At 35.6% G+C, this 20,317-nt stretch carries 23 protein-coding genes and 2 riboswitches; of the genes, 17 read left to right on the top strand and 6 right to left on the bottom strand.

The window, feature by feature from the left end; translation table 11 throughout:
• Positions 1 to 63 precede the first annotated feature (63 nt).
• The gene (gene metC / locus NHG49_RS21650) at positions 64 to 1,227 is read right to left on the bottom strand and encodes a cystathionine beta-lyase (protein WP_064474795.1); all 1,164 of its coding nucleotides are present in this window, start codon (positions 1,225 to 1,227) and stop codon (positions 64 to 66) included.
• Positions 1,224 to 2,336, bottom strand: a complete 1,113-nt coding sequence (metI, locus tag NHG49_RS21645; RefSeq protein WP_064474796.1) for a cystathionine gamma-synthase/O-acetylhomoserine thiolyase — start codon at positions 2,334 to 2,336, stop codon at positions 1,224 to 1,226. Before metI ends, metC begins: the two co-directional genes overlap by 4 nt.
• Positions 2,337 to 2,430: 94 nt before the next feature.
• A riboswitch (SAM riboswitch) is annotated at positions 2,431 to 2,540 on the bottom strand.
• A 203-nt stretch (positions 2,541 to 2,743) separates the two neighbouring features.
• Positions 2,744 to 2,853: riboswitch (SAM riboswitch) on the top strand.
• Positions 2,854 to 2,924: 71 nt separating this feature from the next.
• On the opposite strand from metI, the gene NHG49_RS21640 reads away from it, so the two are divergent.
• The 6 genes from NHG49_RS21640 to NHG49_RS21615 all read left to right on the top strand — a co-directional run bounded on the left by NHG49_RS21640 (position 2,925) and on the right by NHG49_RS21615 (position 10,626).
• A complete protein-coding gene (locus NHG49_RS21640; protein WP_064474797.1) occupies positions 2,925 to 4,757 on the top strand; it encodes a bifunctional homocysteine S-methyltransferase/methylenetetrahydrofolate reductase in 1,833 nt (610 codons plus the stop codon).
• Positions 4,757 to 8,155, top strand: coding sequence for a methionine synthase (gene metH, locus NHG49_RS21635; RefSeq protein ID WP_064474798.1), 3,399 nt, complete (start codon positions 4,757 to 4,759; stop codon positions 8,153 to 8,155). Before NHG49_RS21640 ends, metH begins: the two co-directional genes overlap by 1 nt.
• 18 nt (positions 8,156 to 8,173) lie before the next feature.
• Positions 8,174 to 9,232 carry an undecaprenyldiphospho-muramoylpentapeptide beta-N-acetylglucosaminyltransferase gene (murG, locus tag NHG49_RS21630; RefSeq protein ID WP_064474799.1) on the top strand — a complete coding sequence of 353 codons (1,059 nt, stop codon included), beginning with the start codon at positions 8,174 to 8,176 and terminating at the stop codon, positions 9,230 to 9,232.
• Between the two features lie 96 nt (positions 9,233 to 9,328).
• Positions 9,329 to 9,589, top strand: a complete 261-nt coding sequence (locus NHG49_RS21625) for a DUF3966 domain-containing protein (protein WP_000817963.1) — start codon at positions 9,329 to 9,331, stop codon at positions 9,587 to 9,589.
• 94 nt (positions 9,590 to 9,683) lie between these two features.
• A complete protein-coding gene (locus NHG49_RS21620; RefSeq protein ID WP_064474800.1) occupies positions 9,684 to 10,058 on the top strand; it encodes a nucleoside 2-deoxyribosyltransferase in 375 nt (124 codons plus the stop codon).
• A 79-nt stretch (positions 10,059 to 10,137) separates the two neighbouring features.
• Positions 10,138 to 10,626: a hypothetical protein gene (locus tag NHG49_RS21615; protein ID WP_064474801.1), complete on the top strand. Its 489-nt coding sequence runs from the start codon at positions 10,138 to 10,140 to the stop codon at positions 10,624 to 10,626.
• Positions 10,627 to 10,666: 40 nt separating this feature from the next.
• Here the strand turns inward: NHG49_RS21615 and NHG49_RS21610 are convergent, their stop codons facing one another.
• A complete protein-coding gene (locus NHG49_RS21610; protein WP_001093232.1) occupies positions 10,667 to 10,978 on the bottom strand; it encodes a hypothetical protein in 312 nt (103 codons plus the stop codon).
• 254 nt (positions 10,979 to 11,232) lie between these two features.
• On the opposite strand from NHG49_RS21610, the gene NHG49_RS21605 reads away from it, so the two are divergent.
• Both NHG49_RS21605 and NHG49_RS21600 read left to right on the top strand, forming a co-directional pair.
• The gene (locus NHG49_RS21605; protein WP_064474802.1) at positions 11,233 to 11,448 is read left to right on the top strand and encodes a DUF3912 family protein; all 216 of its coding nucleotides are present in this window, start codon (positions 11,233 to 11,235) and stop codon (positions 11,446 to 11,448) included.
• Positions 11,449 to 11,546: 98 nt separating this feature from the next.
• Positions 11,547 to 11,954 (top strand): hypothetical protein, encoded by a 408-nt coding sequence (locus tag NHG49_RS21600; protein ID WP_064474803.1) that lies wholly within the window; start codon positions 11,547 to 11,549, stop codon positions 11,952 to 11,954.
• Between the two features lie 207 nt (positions 11,955 to 12,161).
• Here NHG49_RS21600 and NHG49_RS21595 read toward each other — a convergent pair whose 3' ends face one another.
• The 3 genes from NHG49_RS21595 to NHG49_RS21585 form a co-directional block, all read right to left on the bottom strand.
• Entirely contained in the window at positions 12,162 to 13,556 is a 1,395-nt protein-coding gene (locus tag NHG49_RS21595) for an L-cystine transporter (RefSeq protein ID WP_258126502.1), read from the bottom strand.
• Between the two features lie 106 nt (positions 13,557 to 13,662).
• On the bottom strand, positions 13,663 to 13,905 hold the full coding sequence (locus NHG49_RS21590; RefSeq protein ID WP_000440714.1) for a DUF2626 domain-containing protein: 243 nt from the start codon (positions 13,903 to 13,905) through the stop codon (positions 13,663 to 13,665).
• 125 nt (positions 13,906 to 14,030) lie between these two features.
• Positions 14,031 to 14,726 carry a helix-turn-helix transcriptional regulator gene (locus tag NHG49_RS21585; protein ID WP_000434122.1) on the bottom strand — a complete coding sequence of 232 codons (696 nt, stop codon included), beginning with the start codon at positions 14,724 to 14,726 and terminating at the stop codon, positions 14,031 to 14,033.
• A gap of 205 nt (positions 14,727 to 14,931) precedes the next feature.
• Between NHG49_RS21585 and comGA the strand changes: the two genes are divergently transcribed.
• The 9 genes from comGA to NHG49_RS21540 all read left to right on the top strand — a co-directional run bounded on the left by comGA (position 14,932) and on the right by NHG49_RS21540 (position 20,307).
• Entirely contained in the window at positions 14,932 to 15,975 is a 1,044-nt protein-coding gene (comGA, locus tag NHG49_RS21580; RefSeq protein WP_064474804.1) for a competence type IV pilus ATPase ComGA, read from the top strand.
• Positions 15,968 to 16,999, top strand: coding sequence for a competence type IV pilus assembly protein ComGB (comGB, locus tag NHG49_RS21575; RefSeq protein WP_088048114.1), 1,032 nt, complete (start codon positions 15,968 to 15,970; stop codon positions 16,997 to 16,999). The genes comGA and comGB overlap by 8 nt, the downstream gene beginning before the upstream one ends.
• 11 nt (positions 17,000 to 17,010) lie before the next feature.
• On the top strand, positions 17,011 to 17,310 hold the full coding sequence (gene comGC, locus NHG49_RS21570; RefSeq protein WP_001178693.1) for a competence type IV pilus major pilin ComGC: 300 nt from the start codon (positions 17,011 to 17,013) through the stop codon (positions 17,308 to 17,310).
• Positions 17,307 to 17,762 (top strand): comG operon protein ComGD, encoded by a 456-nt coding sequence (gene comGD, locus NHG49_RS21565; protein ID WP_064474806.1) that lies wholly within the window; start codon positions 17,307 to 17,309, stop codon positions 17,760 to 17,762. Before comGC ends, comGD begins: the two co-directional genes overlap by 4 nt.
• The gene (gene comGE / locus NHG49_RS21560; RefSeq protein ID WP_064474807.1) at positions 17,755 to 18,057 is read left to right on the top strand and encodes a competence type IV pilus minor pilin ComGE; all 303 of its coding nucleotides are present in this window, start codon (positions 17,755 to 17,757) and stop codon (positions 18,055 to 18,057) included. Before comGD ends, comGE begins: the two co-directional genes overlap by 8 nt.
• Complete coding sequence (gene comGF, locus NHG49_RS21555; RefSeq protein ID WP_064474808.1) at positions 18,027 to 18,497, top strand: competence type IV pilus minor pilin ComGF; 471 nt, start codon at positions 18,027 to 18,029, stop codon at positions 18,495 to 18,497. The genes comGE and comGF overlap by 31 nt, the downstream gene beginning before the upstream one ends.
• Positions 18,494 to 18,865, top strand: a complete 372-nt coding sequence (comGG, locus tag NHG49_RS21550; protein WP_046956345.1) for a competence type IV pilus minor pilin ComGG — start codon at positions 18,494 to 18,496, stop codon at positions 18,863 to 18,865. The genes comGF and comGG overlap by 4 nt, the downstream gene beginning before the upstream one ends.
• 175 nt (positions 18,866 to 19,040) lie before the next feature.
• Positions 19,041 to 19,691: a 2OG-Fe(II) oxygenase gene (locus tag NHG49_RS21545; RefSeq protein WP_064474809.1), complete on the top strand. Its 651-nt coding sequence runs from the start codon at positions 19,041 to 19,043 to the stop codon at positions 19,689 to 19,691.
• A gap of 118 nt (positions 19,692 to 19,809) precedes the next feature.
• The gene (locus NHG49_RS21540) at positions 19,810 to 20,307 is read left to right on the top strand and encodes a shikimate kinase (protein ID WP_064474810.1); all 498 of its coding nucleotides are present in this window, start codon (positions 19,810 to 19,812) and stop codon (positions 20,305 to 20,307) included.
• The last annotated feature ends 10 nt before the right edge of the window (positions 20,308 to 20,317 follow it).

Here is a 20,317-nt window from a genome sequence, read left to right as displayed (position 1 = left end):
AAAATATACGTAACGGCATAAAACAGAAGATATGAAAACTTAATTTCATACCTTCTGTTCGTTCTATGCATTTACAGGTTCTTCTACATAAGAAAGGGCATTTTCAAAATCGGATATTAAATCGTCAACATTTTCAAGACCGACGGATAACCGAAGTAATGAATTAGAAATCCCTCTTTCATCACGAGCTTCTTGCGACAGTGCTGCATGTGACATTTTAGCTGGGTAGGAAAGAATCGATTCGACAGCTCCTAAACTAACTGCAAAGACAGGTAATTTTACTTTTGATAAAAATTGGCGGAGTGCGTCTTCTGATTGTAAAGTGAAAGATAGGACAGCTCCGGCTGATGTAGCTTGAGATTGTTGAATATTAAATCCAAGATGTGTTTGTAAGCCAGGATAATAGACGTTTTTAACTTTAGCGTGCTCTTGTAAATAGTGTGCAATTTTATTGGTGTTTGCAGCTGAATGCTCAAGACGTACATGCAATGTTTTTAGACCGCGAAGTACGAGAGAACAATCTTGAGGACCTAAAATAGCGCCGAATGCATTTTGTAAAAATCCAAGTTTTTGAGCGAGTTCGGCATCTTTTACAACCGCTAATCCGGCAGTAACATCACTATGACCGGCAATGAATTTTGTGGCACTGTGAAGAACGACATCGGCGCCAAGATCAAGTGGTTTCTGGAATAGTGGTGTCAAAAATGTATTATCAACAAAAGTAAGGGCATCAATAGATTTTGCAAGTTTAGAAACAGCACGAATATCTGTCACTTTTAAAAGTGGATTAGAGGGTGTTTCCACATAAAAGAGTTTTGTGTTTGGCTTAATGTTTTGCTTTATTTCTTCTAAATTTGTCATATCAACAAATGTATGTGACACACCGTAACGGGAGAGCACTTCAGTTATAATTCGGTAAGTTCCTCCGTATACGTCTTCTGAAATGAGTACGTGATCGCCTTGTGAAAGAAGGAGGAATGCAGTAGAAATCGCTGCAATTCCTGATGCGAAGGCAAATCCCTTTGTTCCTCCTTCTAATAAAGCAATGATATCTTCAAGAGCTTCACGAGTTGGATTACCAGAGCGACTATAGTCATATTTTCCGAACGTATCTACATCAAACTGGTGGAATGTTGATGTATTATAGATGGGAACGTTAACAGCTCCTGTTTGCGAGTCATGTTTATATTGGTTGTGCAGTAAGAGTGTATCTATAGAATAACTCATATTTTTACACCTTCTTTTACAAGTTTAATGGCTTGCTTTAAGTCTTGAATTAAATCGTTACTATTTTCAATGCCAACGGAAAATCGTAGAAGACGATTACATACACCGTTTGCTGTTCTGATTTCTTCAGGAATATCAGCGTGTGTTTGCGTTGCTGGATACGTCATTAAACTTTCAACACCACCAAGACTTTCAGCGAATGTAATTAAGGATAAAGATTGTAAGAATGGATTGATCCATGTTTCATCTTTCAGACGAAATGAGATCATGCCGCCTCTTCCAGGATAAAATACATCTGTCACTCCGTCTGCGTCATTTAAATAAGCAACAACTGCTTTTGCATTTTCTTCATGTTGTCTCATACGAAGCGCTAACGTTTTCATACCACGAATTAATAGCCATGAGTCAAATGGACTTAAGACCGCACCAGAGGCATTATGATAATGAGCGATTTCCTCACAAAGTTCCTTTCCTTTTGCAACGACAAGTCCGCTTAGGACATCGTTATGTCCCCCTAAATATTTCGTTGCGCTATGAAGTACAATGTCGGCACCTTCTGTTAATGGCTGCTGTATATAAGGCGTATAGAATGTGTTGTCTACAATAAGAAGGAGTCCGTGTCTTTTCGCTACAGTTGCGACAGCGGCAATATCAGTAACTTGCATTAACGGATTAGTTGGAGTTTCTATGAAAATAGCTTTCGTTTCAGTTGTGATAGCTTGCTCAATTTGTTTAATAGATTGTGTATTTACGTATCTACATCGAACATTCCACTTTTTTTCGTGCTCAGAAAATAATCGATAAGTGCCCCCGTATAAATCTTCAGATACAATAAGTTCGTCTCCAGAACGGAATAGGGAAAGGACGAGGAGAACAGCTGCCATCCCTGAACTACAGGCATAACCTTGTTCACCGTACTCTAAATCTGCAATTGCCTGCTCTAAAAGACCGCGAGTTGGATTGCCAGTTCGTGAATAGTCAAAGCCAGTAGAGTTACCAATTCCTTCGTGACGATAAGCAGTTGAAAAATAAACAGGTGGGTTAACAGTTCCTGTTGTAGTTTCGCTCCGGTTTCCGATTTGTGCTAGTTTTGTTTCAATAGTTGACATGTGAAAATTCCTCCTTTTTAAATTAACAATTAAGTGAATGTAAAATAAAAAAAGCCTTCTAAAGAAGAAGGCTTTCGGTTTGAATAGAGTCTTCTTCTCATCTGTCAAATCTTTCACAATTTGCTGGAATTAGCACCTTATTAACAAATGTTAATGGTTGCTGAGGCGTCATAGGGCCAGTCCCTCTACCTCTCTAGATAAGAATGTTCGTATGAAATTTTATTATGTTTTTAACTTTACAACAAAAGATAATTGAATTGCAACTTTATTTTAAATAATTTTTATTTTTCCACAAGTGTCATTGACTTTTGCATTTGTGCATGCTAAATTTATTAAAAAATTAACAAACATTGTTAAAAGGGGAACGTATTTCCTTTTAGCTACATAAATAAAATAATAAAGACAAACTCTTATTGAGAGCGGTGGAGGGAAAGGCCCTGTGAAACCCGGCAACCTTCAAACGAAATGTTTGAAACGGTGCTAATACCTGCAAAACGAATGTTTTGCATAATAAGAGGAGGAACGATTATGTCCCCCTCTTCAAAGTGAAGAGGGGGTTTTTTATATTGATAGAAATGAGGGAGATTTGTGAAATTACTAGATTTATTATCAAAAGGAATTGTAATAGGTGATGGTGCGGTTGGAACGTTATTACATTCACATGGTTTGCAAAGTAGTTTTGAAGAGTTGAATATATCTGATCCAGATTTAATTATATCGATTCATAAACAATATGTAGCTGCTGGGGCAGATGTGATTCAAACAAATACGTACGGAGCAAATGAGGCGAAATTACGTATGTATGGTTTAGAAAATCAAGTTACTGAAATTAATAGAGCCGCAGTAAAACTGGCGAAAGCATCTGTTACAGACAGAAATGCAATTTTAGGAACAATTGGCGGTATGAAACATATTGGAGCTGTTACGACAACTGATATGGAGCGAGAATTTATGTTACTGGAACAGGCAAGTGCATTACTAGAAGAACAGGTTGATGGACTGCTATTAGAGACTTTCTATGATGAGTTTGAATTACTTCATGCTGTTCAGGTGTTACGAAAACAAACGAATATTCCAATTGTAGCTCAATTAGCATTACATGAGGCAGGTACGACTCAAAATGGAAATGATGTAAATGAAATATTAAAACAGCTTTTAGATTACGGTGCAAATGTCGTTGGATTGAACTGCCAACTAGGGCCATTTCACATGACGGAAGCTTTTAAAATGATATCGATTCCTCAAAATGGCTACTTGTCAGCATATCCAAATGCAGGTCTCCCGAATTATGTGGAGGGACGCTACGTATATGAGGGAAGTCCGGCTTATTTCGAAGCGATGACACCGAAATTTATTGAGCAAGGTATTCGGTTATTGGGTGGTTGTTGTGGCACTACTCCAGAACATATCGAAAGTATGAAACGTGCTACTCTAAATGTTACGCCTGTAATAGAAAAGGATACGATTCAAAGACCGAAAGTAGTTCATACACATGAGAAACGTTCGAAAGCTCATGTCACTTTAGCAGAGAAAGCAAAAAAACAAACGACAGTAGTAGTGGAATTAGATCCACCGAAAACGTTAGATACGCAGCGATTTTTTGAAGGAGCAAGAGCATTGAAAAGGGCTGGTGCAGATGCTATTACTCTAGCAGATAATTCATTAGCATCGCCTCGCATCTCGAATATGGCAATGGGGGCATTATTAACGAAGCACGATATTCCGGTATTGACGCACTTAACGTGTAGAGACCATAACGTCATCGGACTACAATCTCATTTACTAGGCCTATCAGCGTTAGGCATGGAAGAAGTGTTAGCTTTAACTGGGGATCCAGCACGCGTCGGTGATTTTCCAGGTGCCACTTCTGTATATGATTTGTCCTCTATTGAGCTCATTAAAATGATTAAAGAAATGAACGACGGGCGCTCGATTTTAGGGAAATCAATAGGTCCAGCAACAAGGTTTTCAGTGGGAGGTGCGTTTAATCCGCATGTAAGACATTTAAAAGCAGCGGTTAAGCGAATGGAACGGAAAATAGATGCTGGAGCGGAATATTTCTTAACGCAGCCAATTTATGATATCGCGTTAATTGAAGAAGTGTATGAAGCGACAAAGCATTTGGAACAACCTATTTTTATTGGGATTATGCCATTAATAAGTAAAAGGAATGCAGATTTCCTTCATTTTGAGGTACCGGGTATTACTCTACCTGAAGAAATAAGGGAGAGAATGGATGGACATGAAACGAAAGAGGCAGCAATTGAGGAAGGAATTCTCATTTCACAAGAATTAATTGATGCGGCGATGAAGTATTTTAACGGCATTTATCTTATTACACCATTTCTAAAATATGAAATTACAGAACATCTTGTTAAATATGTGAGAGAAAAGCAAGAAGTGAAAGAAGGTATTAACTGATGAAATGTATAGAAGAAAAATTACAAAATAACATCTTAATATTAGATGGTGCAATGGGAACAATGATCCAGCAAGAGGACTTAACTGCGGAAGATTTCGGAGGAGAAGAGTACGAAGGCTGTAATGAATATTTAGTAGAAACAAGGCCTGATGTCATTTTAAAGATTCATAAAGCTTATGTTGAAGCTGGAGCGGATATTATTGAAACAAATACATTTGGGGCGACGAATATCGTATTAAGTGATTATGAGTTGTCTCATTTAGATGAGGAATTAAATGAGAAGGCAGCACGTTTAGCGAAGCAAGCGGTCAAAGAAAGCGGGAAGGAAGTATATGTTGCGGGAGCAATGGGACCAACAACGAAAGCGATTAGTGTTACAGGTGGTGTGACGTTCGAAGAATTAATTGAAGCCTATACACGGCAGGCGAGAGGTTTATTGAATGGCGACGTAGATGTATTACTCGTTGAGACGAGTCAAGATATGCGTAACGTGAAGGCTGCTTATATTGGAATTCAAGCAGCTTTTGACGAGCTAAATAAAATTGTCCCTATTATGATTTCGGGAACGATCGAACCGATGGGAACGACTCTGGCTGGGCAAACAATTGAGGCTTTTTACTTATCGATAGAACATATGAAGCCATTATCTGTTGGATTAAACTGTGCGACTGGTCCGGAGTTTATGAGAGACCATATTCGTTCACTATCTGATTTGTCGGAGTGTTACATTTCTTGTTATCCAAATGCAGGTCTTCCTGATGAAGATGGACATTATCATGAATCTCCATCTTCTCTCGCTGAAAAAGTGAAGCGATTTGCTGAAGAAGGATGGGTTAATATTATCGGTGGTTGTTGTGGCACAACACCAGAACATATAAAAGCGATGAAATCCGCGTTAGCTTCTCTTAAGCCGCGTGAACACCACGAAAGAGCTGGACACGGGGTTAGTGGATTAGAGGCACTTCAATATGATGACTCTATGAGACCATTATTTGTTGGTGAAAGAACAAACGTTATTGGGTCACGTAAATTTAAACGATTAGTAGCAGAAGGGAAATTTGAAGAGGCTGCTGAAGTCGCAAGAGCGCAAGTGAAGAAAAATGCTCATATTATTGATATTTGTATGGCAGACCCTGATCGCGATGAAATAGAAGATATGGAAAACTTCTTGGCAGAAGTTACGAAAGTGTTAAAAGTACCGATTATGATTGATTCAACAGATGAAAATGTGATGGAGCGAGCTCTTACTTATATTCAAGGAAAAGCTGTTATTAACTCAATTAATTTAGAAGATGGAGAAGAACGATTTAAAAAAGTGACGCCGCTTCTTCAGAAATATGGTGCTGCTATTGTTGTAGGAACAATTGATGAAGATGGTATGGCGGTTAGTGCAGAACGAAAACTCGAAATCGCGAAAAGAAGTTATGAGTTATTGACGACGAAATATGGTATACGCCCGTCAGATATTATTTTTGATGCACTTGTATTTCCTGTAGGTACAGGTGATGAAGAATATATTGGTTCAGCGGCAGCGACGATAGAAGGAATTCGCCTTATTAAAGAAGCATTACCAGAGTGTTTAACGATTTTAGGTGTAAGTAACATATCATTTGGTTTACCACCAGCTGGCCGCGAAGTATTAAATTCCGTCTTTTTATATCATGCAACGAAAGCAGGATTAGATTACGCGATTGTGAATACGGAAAAATTAGAACGGTATGCGTCAATTCCAGAGGAAGAAAAACGTCTTGCAGATGCATTACTTTTTGAAACGACGCAAGAGACGTTAGAAGAATTTACAAACTTTTATCGCGCGGCAAAAAAGAAAGATGTCGTTATCCAAGAAACATTAACTCTTGATGAAAGGTTGGCAAATTACATTGTTGAAGGTACGAAACAAGGGCTACAAGAAGATTTAAGCCTCGCACTTACAGAAGGAAGAAAACCTTTGGATATTATTAATGGCCCACTTATGACAGGAATGGATGAGGTGGGACGATTATTTAATAATAATGAGCTTATCGTTGCCGAAGTATTGCAAAGTGCTGAAAGTATGAAAGCTGCCGTAAGCTATTTAGAGCCACATATGGAATCTAGCGAGAGTGCGAAAAAAGGGAAAGTATTATTAGCAACTGTTAAAGGTGACGTACATGATATTGGGAAAAACCTCGTTGAAATTATTTTATCGAATAACGGATATGAGATTATTAATTTAGGAATCAATGTTCGCTCGGATCGAATCGTACAAGAAGTACAAGAAAAGAAGCCTGACATTATTGGCCTTTCTGGTTTATTAGTAAAATCAGCGCAACAAATGGTAACGACTGCTGAAGATTTAAAAGCGGCAAATATTGATATTCCAATCGTTGTAGGCGGGGCAGCATTAACGAGAAAGTTTACAGATAATCGTATTTCACCATCATATACAGGGCTCGTATGCTATGCGAGTGATGCGATGACCGGGCTTGATATTATTAATAAGCTTCAAAAAGAAGAAGAGCGCGAGAAGATGAAACAAGATAAAAAAGAGCGTCATCTTCATATCGTAAAAAAAGAGGAGAAGAAAGTAGAAATTCCAGCAGTAATTGAACCATTACCGAAGGCTGAGGTTATGATACCTGATTCAACAAAGCGAATTGTATTACGTGATATTCCAGTTGCACACCTCGCTCCATTTTTAAATAGACAAATGCTACTTGGACATCACCTTGGATTAAAAGGAAATGTGAAGAAGCTTTTGCGAGAGGGAGATAAGAAAGCACATGAATTAAATGATTTAATAGATGAATTATTGCAGGAAGGACAATCTTGGTTAAAACCGAAAGCGGTGTATCAATTTTTCCCAGCGCAAAGTGACGGACAAAACATTGTAATATATGATCCAGAAGATCATACGCGTGTTATAGAGCGTTTCACATTCCCAAGACAAGGAAAAGCACCATATCGTACTTTAGGTGATTATGTACGACCAGTTGGAGATGAGATGGACTATGTTGCTTTCCTATCTGTTACGGTTGGGGAAGGCGTTCGGGACATTGCTGAAGAGTGGAAGGCGAAGGGTGATTATTTACGCAGTCATGCTATTCAATCGTTAGCGCTTGAACTAGCAGAAGGACTTGCTGAAAAAACACATATGCTCATTCGTGATCGCTGGGGCATTCCAGATTCACCAGAACTGAAGATGGAAGAACGCTTCCGTACGAAATATAGAGGGATACGCGTGTCCTTCGGTTATCCAGCATGTCCAGAACTTGCGGATCAAGAAAAGTTATTTCGCCTTATTCATCCAGAAGAAATAGGTATTTCATTAACGGAAGGATTTATGATGGAACCAGAAGCATCTGTAACGGCTATGGTATTTTCTCACCCTGAGGCAAGATATTTTAGTGTATTATAGTGTAGAAGGGGGAGACGTATGAAGAAAATAGTCTTTACAGGTGGCGGTTCGGCAGGGCATGTAACACCTAATTTAGCCATCATTCCACATTTACAAGAACAGAATTGGGATATCTCTTATATCGGTTCTCATCAAGGAATTGAGAAAACAATTATAGAAAAGGAAGGCATTCCGTACTATAGTATTGCAAGCGGAAAGCTACGTCGTTATTTTGATTTGAAAAATATAAAAGATCCTTTTCTTGTAATGAAGGGTGTTATGGATGCCTATGTAAGGATTCGAAAACTAAAACCGGATGTGATTTTTTCAAAAGGTGGTTTCGTATCTGTACCAGTCGTAATTGGAGGATGGCTAAATAGAGTCCCTGTTTTATTACATGAATCTGATATGACGCCAGGACTAGCAAACAAAATTGCGCTCCGTTTTGCTTCGAAAATATTTGTTACATTTGAAGAAGCTGCGAAACATTTACCGAAAGAAAAAGTAATCTATACAGGATCTCCTGTACGTGAAGACGTGCTAAAGGGAAATCATGAAAAAGGTTTAGTGTTTTTAGGTTTTTCACGTAAAAAGCCAGTTATTACAATTATGGGAGGAAGTTTGGGCGCAAAGAAAATTAATGAAACTGTTCGAGAAGCGTTACCAGAACTTCTGAAAAAGTATCAAATTGTTCATCTTTGTGGAAAAGATAATCTTGATGAAAGCTTACAAAATCAAGAAGGATATAGACAATTTGAATATATACATGGAGAGCTGCCAGACATATTAGCGATAACAGATTTTGTTATTTCACGTGCGGGCTCTAATGCTATTTTTGAGTTTTTAACATTGCAAAAGCCGATGGTTTTAATTCCGCTATCGAAATTTGCAAGCCGTGGAGATCAAATACTAAATGCAGAGTCTTTTGAAAGACAAGGATATGCTTCCGTATTGTATGAAGAAGATGTGACTGTGAAATCTCTTATAAAGCATGTCGAAGAATTAAATCAAAATAATGAGATGTATAAAACAGCTCTAAAAAAATATAATGGAAAAGAAGCAATTCAAACAATCATTCAACATATTTCAGAGGCATGATGAAACAATCATGTCTTTTTTAATAGGATGAAAGATTCCAAGGATTGATATTTTTATGTTACAATAGCAAATGGATTAGTAGGGAAATTCCAATTAATGAAGCGTGAAAATACGAATGGATTAGGAGTGACTGTGTTGGAGCTAAGTCTCTATGAAAATACTGCACTTATTATATGCTTTGTGTTGTACGTTGGTAGTGTTATTGTTTATATTTCAAGGAAATTTTCGCAAGAAAGAGAGCTTGAAAAATCAGAAATAACAGCTGAACTAGAAATGTTAGCTGATGAAAGTTATAAAAAGAAAAAAATAAAAGAAGAGCATGAAGAATCCCATCATTTAAACGCAAATAAGTTTTAAAGATGGGCATTTTTTTTTGAAGTCGTTCTTTATTATGTTTATAGCAAGTAACGCTAAAAGGAGTTTCCCGTACATAATGAAGGAGTGTATATAAATGAATTTTTATGTCGCCTCAGGATTCCAAAATAAACATCTTGTACGTTCTATAGCAAATGAACTGAAACATGCAGGATGGCACCATACATATGATTGGACAAGAAACGAAAGAGCAGTGAATCAAGATCAATTAAGAGAGATTGGTCAGGCAGAAAAGAATGCTATTAAAGAAGCGGATGTCTTTTTACTTATGTTAGATGGCGGAAACGGGAGCCATACAGAGTTTGGAATGGCGATTGCGCTAGAGAAAAAGATATATGTATATCATGAAAGAAACCCGCTTCAAACAACGTTCTATCATTTGCCAGAAATAAATATTTTTGAAGGAGATGCAACTGCATTTGCATCTTATGTTATGAATCATGTGAAATAATAGTAACGACCTAAAATGTTATAAAAGTGATCTTTTGGGTACAGTGATGATAAGAAACGTATATAAAGGAGTATATAATATGAAATTAGAAAATGGATGGGAAACGAGCTTTTTAGAAGTTGTACAAAATAGTGAATTTAAGAAAGAGGCCGTTCTTAGTCAATTGCTTTGTGAGGATAGTGAAGAAGTAGAAGAGCTTGTGGATGATTACGGATATGAAGAGATTATTGAACGCGAACATGATGATGAATTAGCAGAAGTTTTAGGTGAAGAACTTTTCGATGAGATGGAACGACACGTATTCTTATCTTCACAGCCAGAAGAAAAACTTATTTCATTCGTAAATGGATTAGGTTTTCATGTGTTAGATTGGATTGTTCTTCTTGAAACAGAATTTGGCATTGATAGCGTACACTTTACGTCAGACGCCGTGAAAACGTTAGAAAAACGCTTTAGACAATTTCCATACATAGAAGATAAGACAATTTTTGATATGACATTTGGAGAAGCAATGGATGTATTAGAATCCATTACAGGATTACAACTGAAGGGAAAGATGAACGTATAATGTGAAAAAAAAAGAACGTGATATCCTCACGTTCTTTTTTTTACATTATAATAATTTTGTCATCTAGTTTTGTTTGTCCGCTAAGAAGTGCGTTTAAATATTCCACTTTTCTTATACAGGCCTGTATATGTCTTTCAACCTCTTGTAACTCTGCTTGGTGATGTGTTTCAATCGGATGAATTTGTACGTTGAATTTTTCAAATTGACTACTATATGTTATTTCTGCATAGCCGCTCATAATATCCATTTCGTTATGAAATAAAAATTGTTTCGTTTTGTCACAGAATGATACATTCTGAAAGCCATATACTTTTAATGCGTCAATTACTTTTTTAATCATTTTTGTATTCATTTTTTTTAACCCTCTTTGCGAAGTTCTACTTATATATTATAACACAAAAAATTACATAGAAAGCGCTTCCAAGTGTATTTTATTATAAACTTTACGTTTCAATCACAAAAATGAAACAAAGAAAAAATAATTGTAAAGAAGGGAGGACTCTTTTATTGTTTCGTCATATATATAGAGAAATAGTGCAAGGAAAGGGAATTTTCCGAATTTGAGTTCGTATTTCAAATTTAAGCGCAATAAAAGAGGTGAGAGACTTGAACTTTGATATTGTAGGACAAAAAGCATATATAAAAGATGGACCGCATCGGAACCGAATTGGAATTGTAAAGAACAGCGAGACAAAATTAGAAGCGCAGTTTGCTATTGTAATTGGAGAACAAATCATTGATGTAGAGCTAAAGGATATCGTGTTAGTTGGAGTAGACGTAGGACAATTTCATAAATGGTGCGAACAAAATGGTTATTTGTAAGAAGGACGGGCTGTGAGATAATAAAAATAATTGTAGCAGCATAAGAATGAGAGAATACGAGATTGGTATTCTCTTTTTCAGTGTTTTAGGAGGCGAGAATGAAGTATAAAGAACAAGATTTTACATTGGAGTTAAAAGAGAAAATTCAGTGTATGGAGAAGGAAATAGAGAGAATATCATTTAAACTTTTTAAAGATTATTCACATTTGTACATAGAAAAAAACATGGAATTATTTATAGAACTGATCAGAGATAAAGAAAATCCTTTTGAAACAGGATATTCTTCATCGATTTCGATAGCTGTATTAGATGAAGAAGGAAAGATGATTGAATTTTATACAGTTCCTATCTGGGAATGTTGTAGTTATTTTTTAGGAGTAACGCTTCAAATAAGGTTTTGGGGAAGTAAGTTAAGTGGTGAACTTGTTGGTGAATCTTATTGTGAGATAGAGGAGGAGTTAAAGGAGCGGTTGGAAGAGTTTTTACAGTTTGCAGATGAGGAATAATAGTTATTAAAAAAATGAAAAATGGTATTATTTCATTATATCTATACGTAATAATATACAGGTGATGTTTTACCATGGTTGAAGTAATTTGTAGAGCTTTATACATAGTGTTTGAAACAATATGTTATGCCTTATGTATAAAAGACAAAGAGGAAGATGGAAAGAACTAAAAAAGGACGCTAACAGTTTTTGTTAGCGTCCTTTTTATTATGAAGCAATTTCACCAGTTTTTGTATCATCTTGATTGTACGTATCTTGATCTAATTCACCAAGCCATTTACTAGAAATAAGACCTGCTGTCATAGAACCACTTACGTTAAGAGCTGTACGACCCATATCGATTAATGGTTCAACTGAGATAACAAGAGCGACAATACCAATTGGTAAGTTCATTGTAGATAGTACGATTAACGCTGCGAATGTTGCACCGCCACCAACACCGGCAACACCGAATGAGCTAATAGCAACGACAGCGATTAAAGTTAAAATAAATTGTGGTTGTAATGGATCGATTCCTACAGTTGGAGCGACCATCATTGCAAGCATTGCTGGATAAATACCTGCGCAACCGTTTTGTCCGATAGATACTCCAAATGATGCTGCAAAGTTTGCAATCCCTTCGGAAATACCAAGCTTTTCTTTTTGCGCTTCAATATTTAATGGCATTGCACCAGCACTAGAGCGAGATGTGAATGCAAATGTTAATACAGGGAACACCTTTTTTAAATATTGAATTGGATTTAAACCAGATAGAGCAATTAATAATAAGTGGATAACGAACATTACGATAAGTGCCACGTAAGACGCTAATACGAAGTTACCAAGTTTTAAAATAGCATTTATGTCGCTACCAGCAACTGTTTTTGCCATAAGAGCTAATACGCCATATGGAGTAAGACGTAAAATTAATGTTACCATACGCATTACGATTGCATATACAGCATCAAGCATTTTCTTAAATAGTTCTGCTTGTTCTGGATATTTTCGTTTTACCCCTATAAAGGCGATACCGATAAAGGCTGCAAATATTACAACAGAAATTGTTGATGTTGGACGAGCACCTGTTAAATCAAGAAACGGATTTGTAGGCAACAGCTCTAATAATTTATCTGGAATTGTTGTTTTTTCAATAGAAGTAAATCTTTCTTCAACTAACTTCAGACGAGAGGATTCTGCATCACCTTGTTGTAAGCCTGTTGCTGATACATCAAATCCTGCACTTGCAGCGATACCGACAGCTGCAGCGATTCCTGTAGTAAGAATTAAAATTCCGATAATAAGACCACTAATTTTACCAAGGTTTTTCGTTAACTGTAATTTTGTAAATGCGGAAATAATAGATACTAAAATAAGTGGCATAACAATCATTTGAAGTAATTTCACATAACCGTTACCGATCAAGCTAAACCAAGTATTTGATTCAATAATTACTTTAGAAGTTGGCTCATAAATAAATTGTAATATAAGACCGAATATAATGCCGACTCCTAAAGCAGTAAATACACGTTTATTAAAAGATACATGCTTACGTTGCATATAATATAATACGCCAACTAAGATGAGCATGACTGCAACGTTAATTCCGACAAGCAGTGTATTCATGTTGATTCCCCCTAATTCCAATCTGTTATATAGAATATAAGGTAATAAAACCTATAAGTCAACTAGGGAATTGCGGAATTAAAAAAAAGATGGCAAAATGCCATCTTTAATGTCCAGCTCCAGGGACAAGTAAAAACGTCGTGTAGTATGTAAATCCTATGAAGAAAACAGTTAAATATGCCCCGAATACGTATATATACATACGCTCTGTTAAATTTAAATAGCTTAAAAGTACGAAGAAACCTGTTTGTCCTAAAAATAGTAGTGCGGTCGAATGCATATCCCCTACGTAAAACATAACCGAGAAAATTCCAGTCCAAAAGCCGAGAACGCGAAACATGCGCTCCATGCCATCTCCCTCCTTTTCTAAAAAAAGTAAACCTCTCCTCATTATAGTTTATTTTTCTTACTATTGTAAATATTCGTTCATATAAAAAGAAGCCAATTATAATTGGCTTCTTTTTATATGAGAAATTAAATTGTTAGTTTATAATTACAAGATTTACATCCATCTAGTAGACTATCGTTTCGAGTTAATTCCGTGTTAGGGAATAGGATTTCGAAAATCCCTTTCATCATATCCCCGTGCATATTACAAATTTCAGTTGGGTGATGAACAGCAACCTCTTTAAATGGACAATTGTGTACATCGTAGAAAATTTTCGTTCCATCTGCACTTAATTCAAAAGCAGGTGATAAGCCAGCTGTTGAGAAAGCTTCTTTTGCAATTTGAACTTTTTGCTCTACTGTTAAAGCATCTTCATTCACATGTAAACGCTGCATATGTTGTTGCATTAACTCGGCCCCGAATTGTTTTCCTGTTTCGTATAGCGCCTTTTCACCAGCAGCGCCAAGGCTAAGTAAAGAATTAAATGCGATTCTTGCTAACAATTGATAATCACGGAATGGAAATTGCAATTGAATTACATCTTCAGATAATACATATAATCTGCTTGGTCTTCCGCCTTTTCCAGTTTTCTTCGTTTCCGATTTCAGCATATGAACATCTTCTAATTTAGATAAATGTAAACGCGCTACGTTCGGATGAATGTCAAACTCATCTGCAATTTCTTGTACAGTTACGTAACTATGTTTTTGAGAAATATATTTATAAATGTAATAACGAGTTGGGTCAGATAATACGCCTGTAATTTTTAAAGCTTGTTCCATGAGGATCTCCACCTTTATCACTTTATCCAAGATAATAACATTATAATACAGATAAACTTCCATATAGGTAATTTCAGACAATAATTCGGAAATTGTTCATAATTTCACAAACATATTTTCCCTTTTTTCTCTGGTGAAAATACAAAATTATCGATTTTTCTTATCTGTTTTTTCATGCTATATACATAGTGGGGAGGGAAAAATGATGAATGGAATTGAAATTTTTGCGAATATGATTTTGAAAGAGGCGTGCAGGGTACAAGCTTCGGATTTACATATTGTGCCCCGGAAGAAGGATGTAGCGGTTCAACTGCGTATAGGAAAAGATTTAATGACGAAACACTGTATCGAAAAGGAATTTGGAGAAAAACTTGTTTCACACTTTAAATTTTTAGCATCCATGGATATAGGGGAGAGACGGAAGCCACAAAATGGTTCACTGTATTTACAAATGGATGGACAAGAAGTGTATTTACGCCTTTCCACGCTTCCAACCGTATATCAAGAAAGTCTCGTTATTCGTCTTCATTTACAAGCATCTATTCAGCCGTTATCTCATCTTTCGTTATTTCCAAGTACAGCGAAAAAAATACTCTCTTTTTTACACTATTCACATGGGTTACTCGTATTTACTGGACCGACTGGTTCTGGCAAGACAACAACAATGTATGCATTATTAGAGGCGATTAGAAAAAAGAAAACACGTCGCATCATTACACTTGAAGATCCGGTTGAAAAAAGAAATGATGATGTATTACAAATTCAAATAAATGAAAAAGCAGGTATCACATATGAGACGGGATTAAAGGCTATTTTACGTCATGACCCAGATATTATTTTAGTCGGTGAAATCCGTGATGAAGAAACCGCAAAAATAGCTGTAAGAGCAAGTTTGACTGGCCATTTAGTAATGACGACATTGCATACTAGTGACGCGAAAGGAGCGATACTACGATTTATGGATTATGGCATAACGAGGCAAGAGATTGAACAATCTTTATTGGCTGTAGCTGCACAGCGACTTGTCGAATTGAAGTGCCCGTTTTGCAGAGGAAACTGCTCTGTTTTATGTAAATCAATGCGGCAAGTAAGGCAAGCGAGCATTTATGAGTTGTTATATGGATATGAGTTAAAACAAGCGATTAAAGGAGCGAACGGAGAATGTGTTACGTACAAGCATGAAACATTAGAATCTTCGTTACGTAAAGGATACGCCTTAGGATTTTTAGAAGAAGATGTTTATGTTTAAGAAAACATGGAGTTTAAGTGATCAAGTAGTATTACTGAAACGATTAGGAGAATTATTAGAGAAAGGGTACTCTCTTTTGCAGGCACTAGAATTTTTGCGGTTTCAATTACCTTTAGAAAAGAAAGTACAATTGCAGCATATGATTGATGGATTAAAAGATGGAAAAAGTCTACACGATTCTTTTCATCAATTAAAGTTTCATCAGGAGATGTTAAGTTATTTATTTTATGCCGAGAAACATGGTGATATTTCTTTTGCATTGCAACAAGGGAGCGCACTTCTTTATAAAAAGGATAAGTATAGGAAAGATATGATCAAAATAATGCAGTATCCTATGTTTTTGGCGCTCTTTTTACTAATCATGATTTTGATTTTTAATCGCATTTTATTACCACAGGTCGACATGGTATATAGTTCGTTTGGTTCCACAGCACCGTTATTTACAGAACAAATATTAAGTGCAATTAAGCTACTACCCTATCTTATTTTTAGCACTATTTTTATCGTTATGATTGGCTGTAGTGTATATATATTTTACTTTCAAAAACTCCCGCATATGAAGCAGGTAAAAATTAAGCTTTGTATCCCCCTCGTAAAAAAATTTCTTATTTTAAAGCATTCACATTATTTCGCCACTCAATTGAGCGGTTTATTACACGGCGGACTATCAGTACTTGAGGCTCTAACAATAATGATGGAGCAACATTATCATCCGTTTTTTCAATATGAAGCGGGCCGAATTGAACGTCAATTAATTGCGGGAGAACCGTTGCAATCTATTATTGCTAAAAGCGGATATTATGAGGAAGAACTTTCTTATATTATTACGCATGGACAAGCAAACGGTAATTTGGCGATTGAATTAGGTGACTATAGCGATCTTATTATGGAAAAAATGGAGCAAAAAGTTAAACGTATGTTAGTGATCATTCAACCAATTTTATTTACGTGTATTGGAGGAATAGTCGTTCTTATGTATTTAGCGATGATTATGCCAATGTTTCAAATGATGAATTCTATTTAGGAGGCATTTACATGCAGAATGAAGAAGGGTTTACCCTTTTAGAAATGTTATTAGTTATGGTCGTCATAACTGTATTATTACTATTAATTATTCCGAATGTAGTTACACAGCGTTCATCCGTCGAAGGAAAAGGATGTAAAGCCTATGTGAAATCTATAGAAGCTCAAATACAAGCATACCATTTACAACATAATAAAATACCCTCGCTAAAAGAGCTAAGGGATGAAAAATATATTACAGCTGATGAGTGTCCGAATGGTGAATCCATTCATATTTCAAATGATGGCACAGTAACAACTGGGAAACTGTGAAGCAAAAAGGTTTTACTCTTTTAGAAATGCTACTCGTTCTATTTGCAATTTCTGTACTAAGTATGGTCACGTATTTTAACGTACATTCATTACATGAAAAACAAAAAGTGGAACAATTTTTAAGACAGTTTTCAAATGATATTTTGTATATGCAACAATTAGCGATAAACCGTCAAAAACACTATACATTACGATGGCATAAAGATAGACATACGTATTATATAGGGGATTCGAGTACGAATCTTTCTATCATTAAAAGAGAATATGATAGCGATGTACAAATTGATTTGAATACTTTTCCTAATCCGATGACATATAATCCGAGTGGAAATATTAATAGAGGTGGAACGATTTTACTTTCGTATCGAAGTTATAAATATGAGATTGTATTTCAACTTGGAAGAGGGAGATTTACGTATCGTGAAATGTCAAAAAGGGTCAGTGATGGCTGAGATGCTTGTAGCATTAAGTATAGTAATGATGGCAGTATTTTTACTACTTCCGCAAACAGTATTGATGATGCAAGAACGAAAAAACATACAAATTCGTTATAAAGCATTTGTATTATTAAAAAGGGAAGCAGCTTTATATATGTATGAGAATGGGGCGAAACAACAGAAAGAAAAAGACGTAAACGGAAATGTATATTACACATATTGGGGAGGAAATGAAGTTTGTGCTATGTGGAAAGATGTGAAAGGAAGAATGATGGAACAATGCTTTTATGCAGGAGAAAAAATAAATTAGAAGTTGGGTTTACATTAATAGAAATGATCGTATGTTTTTTTCTGTTATCACTGTTCTTTTTACTCTTACCACGTTTGAATTTTATTGGAATAGAAAACAACCAATCAAAAGGATTAAATAATTGGGAATGGGATGTGTTTATAGGACAAGTACAGTTAGAGTTTCGTGAAGTATCTTTTGTAGAAAAAATAGTCCCTGAAAATAAAGATAATCTTTTACGCTTCCGTCTTCGCACTGGAGATGAAGTGACGTATGAAAAATTGAATAATCATCTTATAAGAAAAGTGAATAAGCGCGGAAGAGAAGTTATATTACAAAATGTTGAAATGGTTTCGTATGAAGTAACACCTCATTTGCTCTTTATAAATGTGAAAGATATGAGTGGGAAAATATATGAAGGTGTAGCTGTCAGATATAGCGAAATGGAAATAAATATATGAGAAAACAAGATGGATTTACGATGCCAGGAACAATCATTTTTCTTGTATTATTAACTTCGTTCTTTGTATACGAAACGAATATGTTGCTTATAGATAAAAAATTTTATATTGAAATAGAGCAAAAGTTTGTACTGGAAGAACTACTAAATCGATCAATTACAAATATAAAAAAAGACTTACAGCAAAAAGAAAAGGAAGATACTTTTTTCTTTCAATATGAAAAGGGCGAAGCAAGTGGGAATTACGTCTTTGAAAACGATGTTATACTCGTTTCGTTGCAGTGCAAAATAAAACAAGAAGTTTTCTACAAGGTTAGTTTTCGGTATAGAAAAAAGGATGAAAAAATATTCGATTGGATAGAAGGATAGAATGTAAAATATACGGATGAAAACCATAATTTCTTATTTTAAAATAGGTTATTTTTTTATAGCAAATGGATAAATATAACGAACGAAAGTTTAAATTTTCTCAAAAAAGAGAAAGGTGGAAAGAATATGATATATTCAAGCTATCCAAACATATTTTTTTAGGGAGAATAGGGAAATGACAAATAACAATCAAATAGGTGAAAATAAGGAACAAACTATTTTTGATCATAAAGGAAATGCAATTATGACGGAAGATAGGGAAATACACATTATTTCAAAATTCGAAGAACCTCTTATTGTCGTGTTAGGAAATGTATTAAGTGATGAAGAATGCGGCGAATTGATTGAATTGTCTAAAAGTAAAATGGAACGTTCTAAAGTTGGTTCATCACGTGATGTAAATGATATTCGAACGAGTAGCGGTGCATTTTTGGAAGACAATGAGCTTACTGTAAAGATTGAAAAACGAATTTCATCTATCATGAATGTTCCTGTGTCGCATGGAGAAGGATTACACATTTTAAATTATGAAGTGGATCAACAATATAAAGCGCACTATGATTATTTTGCGGAACATAGTAGATCAGCTGCTAATAATCGTATTAGTACGCTTGTCATGTACTTAAATGATGTAGAAGAAGGCGGAGAAACGTTCTTTCCGAAATTAAATCTTTCTGTGCACCCTAGAAAGGGAATGGCAGTATACTTTGAGTATTTTTATCAAGACCAATCATTAAATGAGCTTACGTTACATGGAGGGGCACCTGTAACGAAAGGTGAGAAATGGATTGCAACACAGTGGGTGAGAAGAGGCGCTTATAAGTAAAAGCGTGTATATAACGTTTTGTTCTTCATTGTATAAGGAGAACAAAACGTTTTTTTATTAAATAATGAAATCTTTCGTTATAATAAAAAATAATAACGGATGATTGAGAGGAACGAACATGAAATCTATATACATAACCGGTTATATGGGAGCTGGGAAAACAACAATTGGAAAAGCGTTAAGTAAAGAAATTCATATGGATGTTGTCGATACAGACCAAAAAATTGAAGAGAATCAGGAGAAGGCAATTCGTGATATTTTTGCCGAAGAAGGCGAAATCGCTTTTCGGGAATATGAAAGTGAAATGTTACGTTCACTACCCAGTTGTAATGTAATTATTACAACTGGTGGTGGAATCATCGAGCGAGAGGAAAACCGAAAGTGGATGAAGGAAAATGGAACTGTCGTGTATTTATATTGTGATCCACATGTAATTGCAGAAAGACTCCGTGAAGATACGACGCGTCCACTATTTCAGAAGAAAGATATAGAGGCATTTGTGGCAAAATTTGAATCGCGCCGAGCTTATTATGAAGAGGCTCATATTCATATCGATACGACGAATAAGTCTGTAAAGCAAATTATGAATGAATTAAAAGAAAAGATTAATGAATAAAAAAGTGGAC

The sequence above is a fragment of the Bacillus sp. IBL03825 genome, assembly GCF_024712505.1.
Lineage (GTDB): Bacteria > Bacillota > Bacilli > Bacillales > Bacillaceae_G > Bacillus_A > Bacillus_A wiedmannii.
The sequence above is the reverse complement of the archived record's forward strand: the minus strand, read 5'-3'. Positions and strand labels throughout refer to the sequence as shown.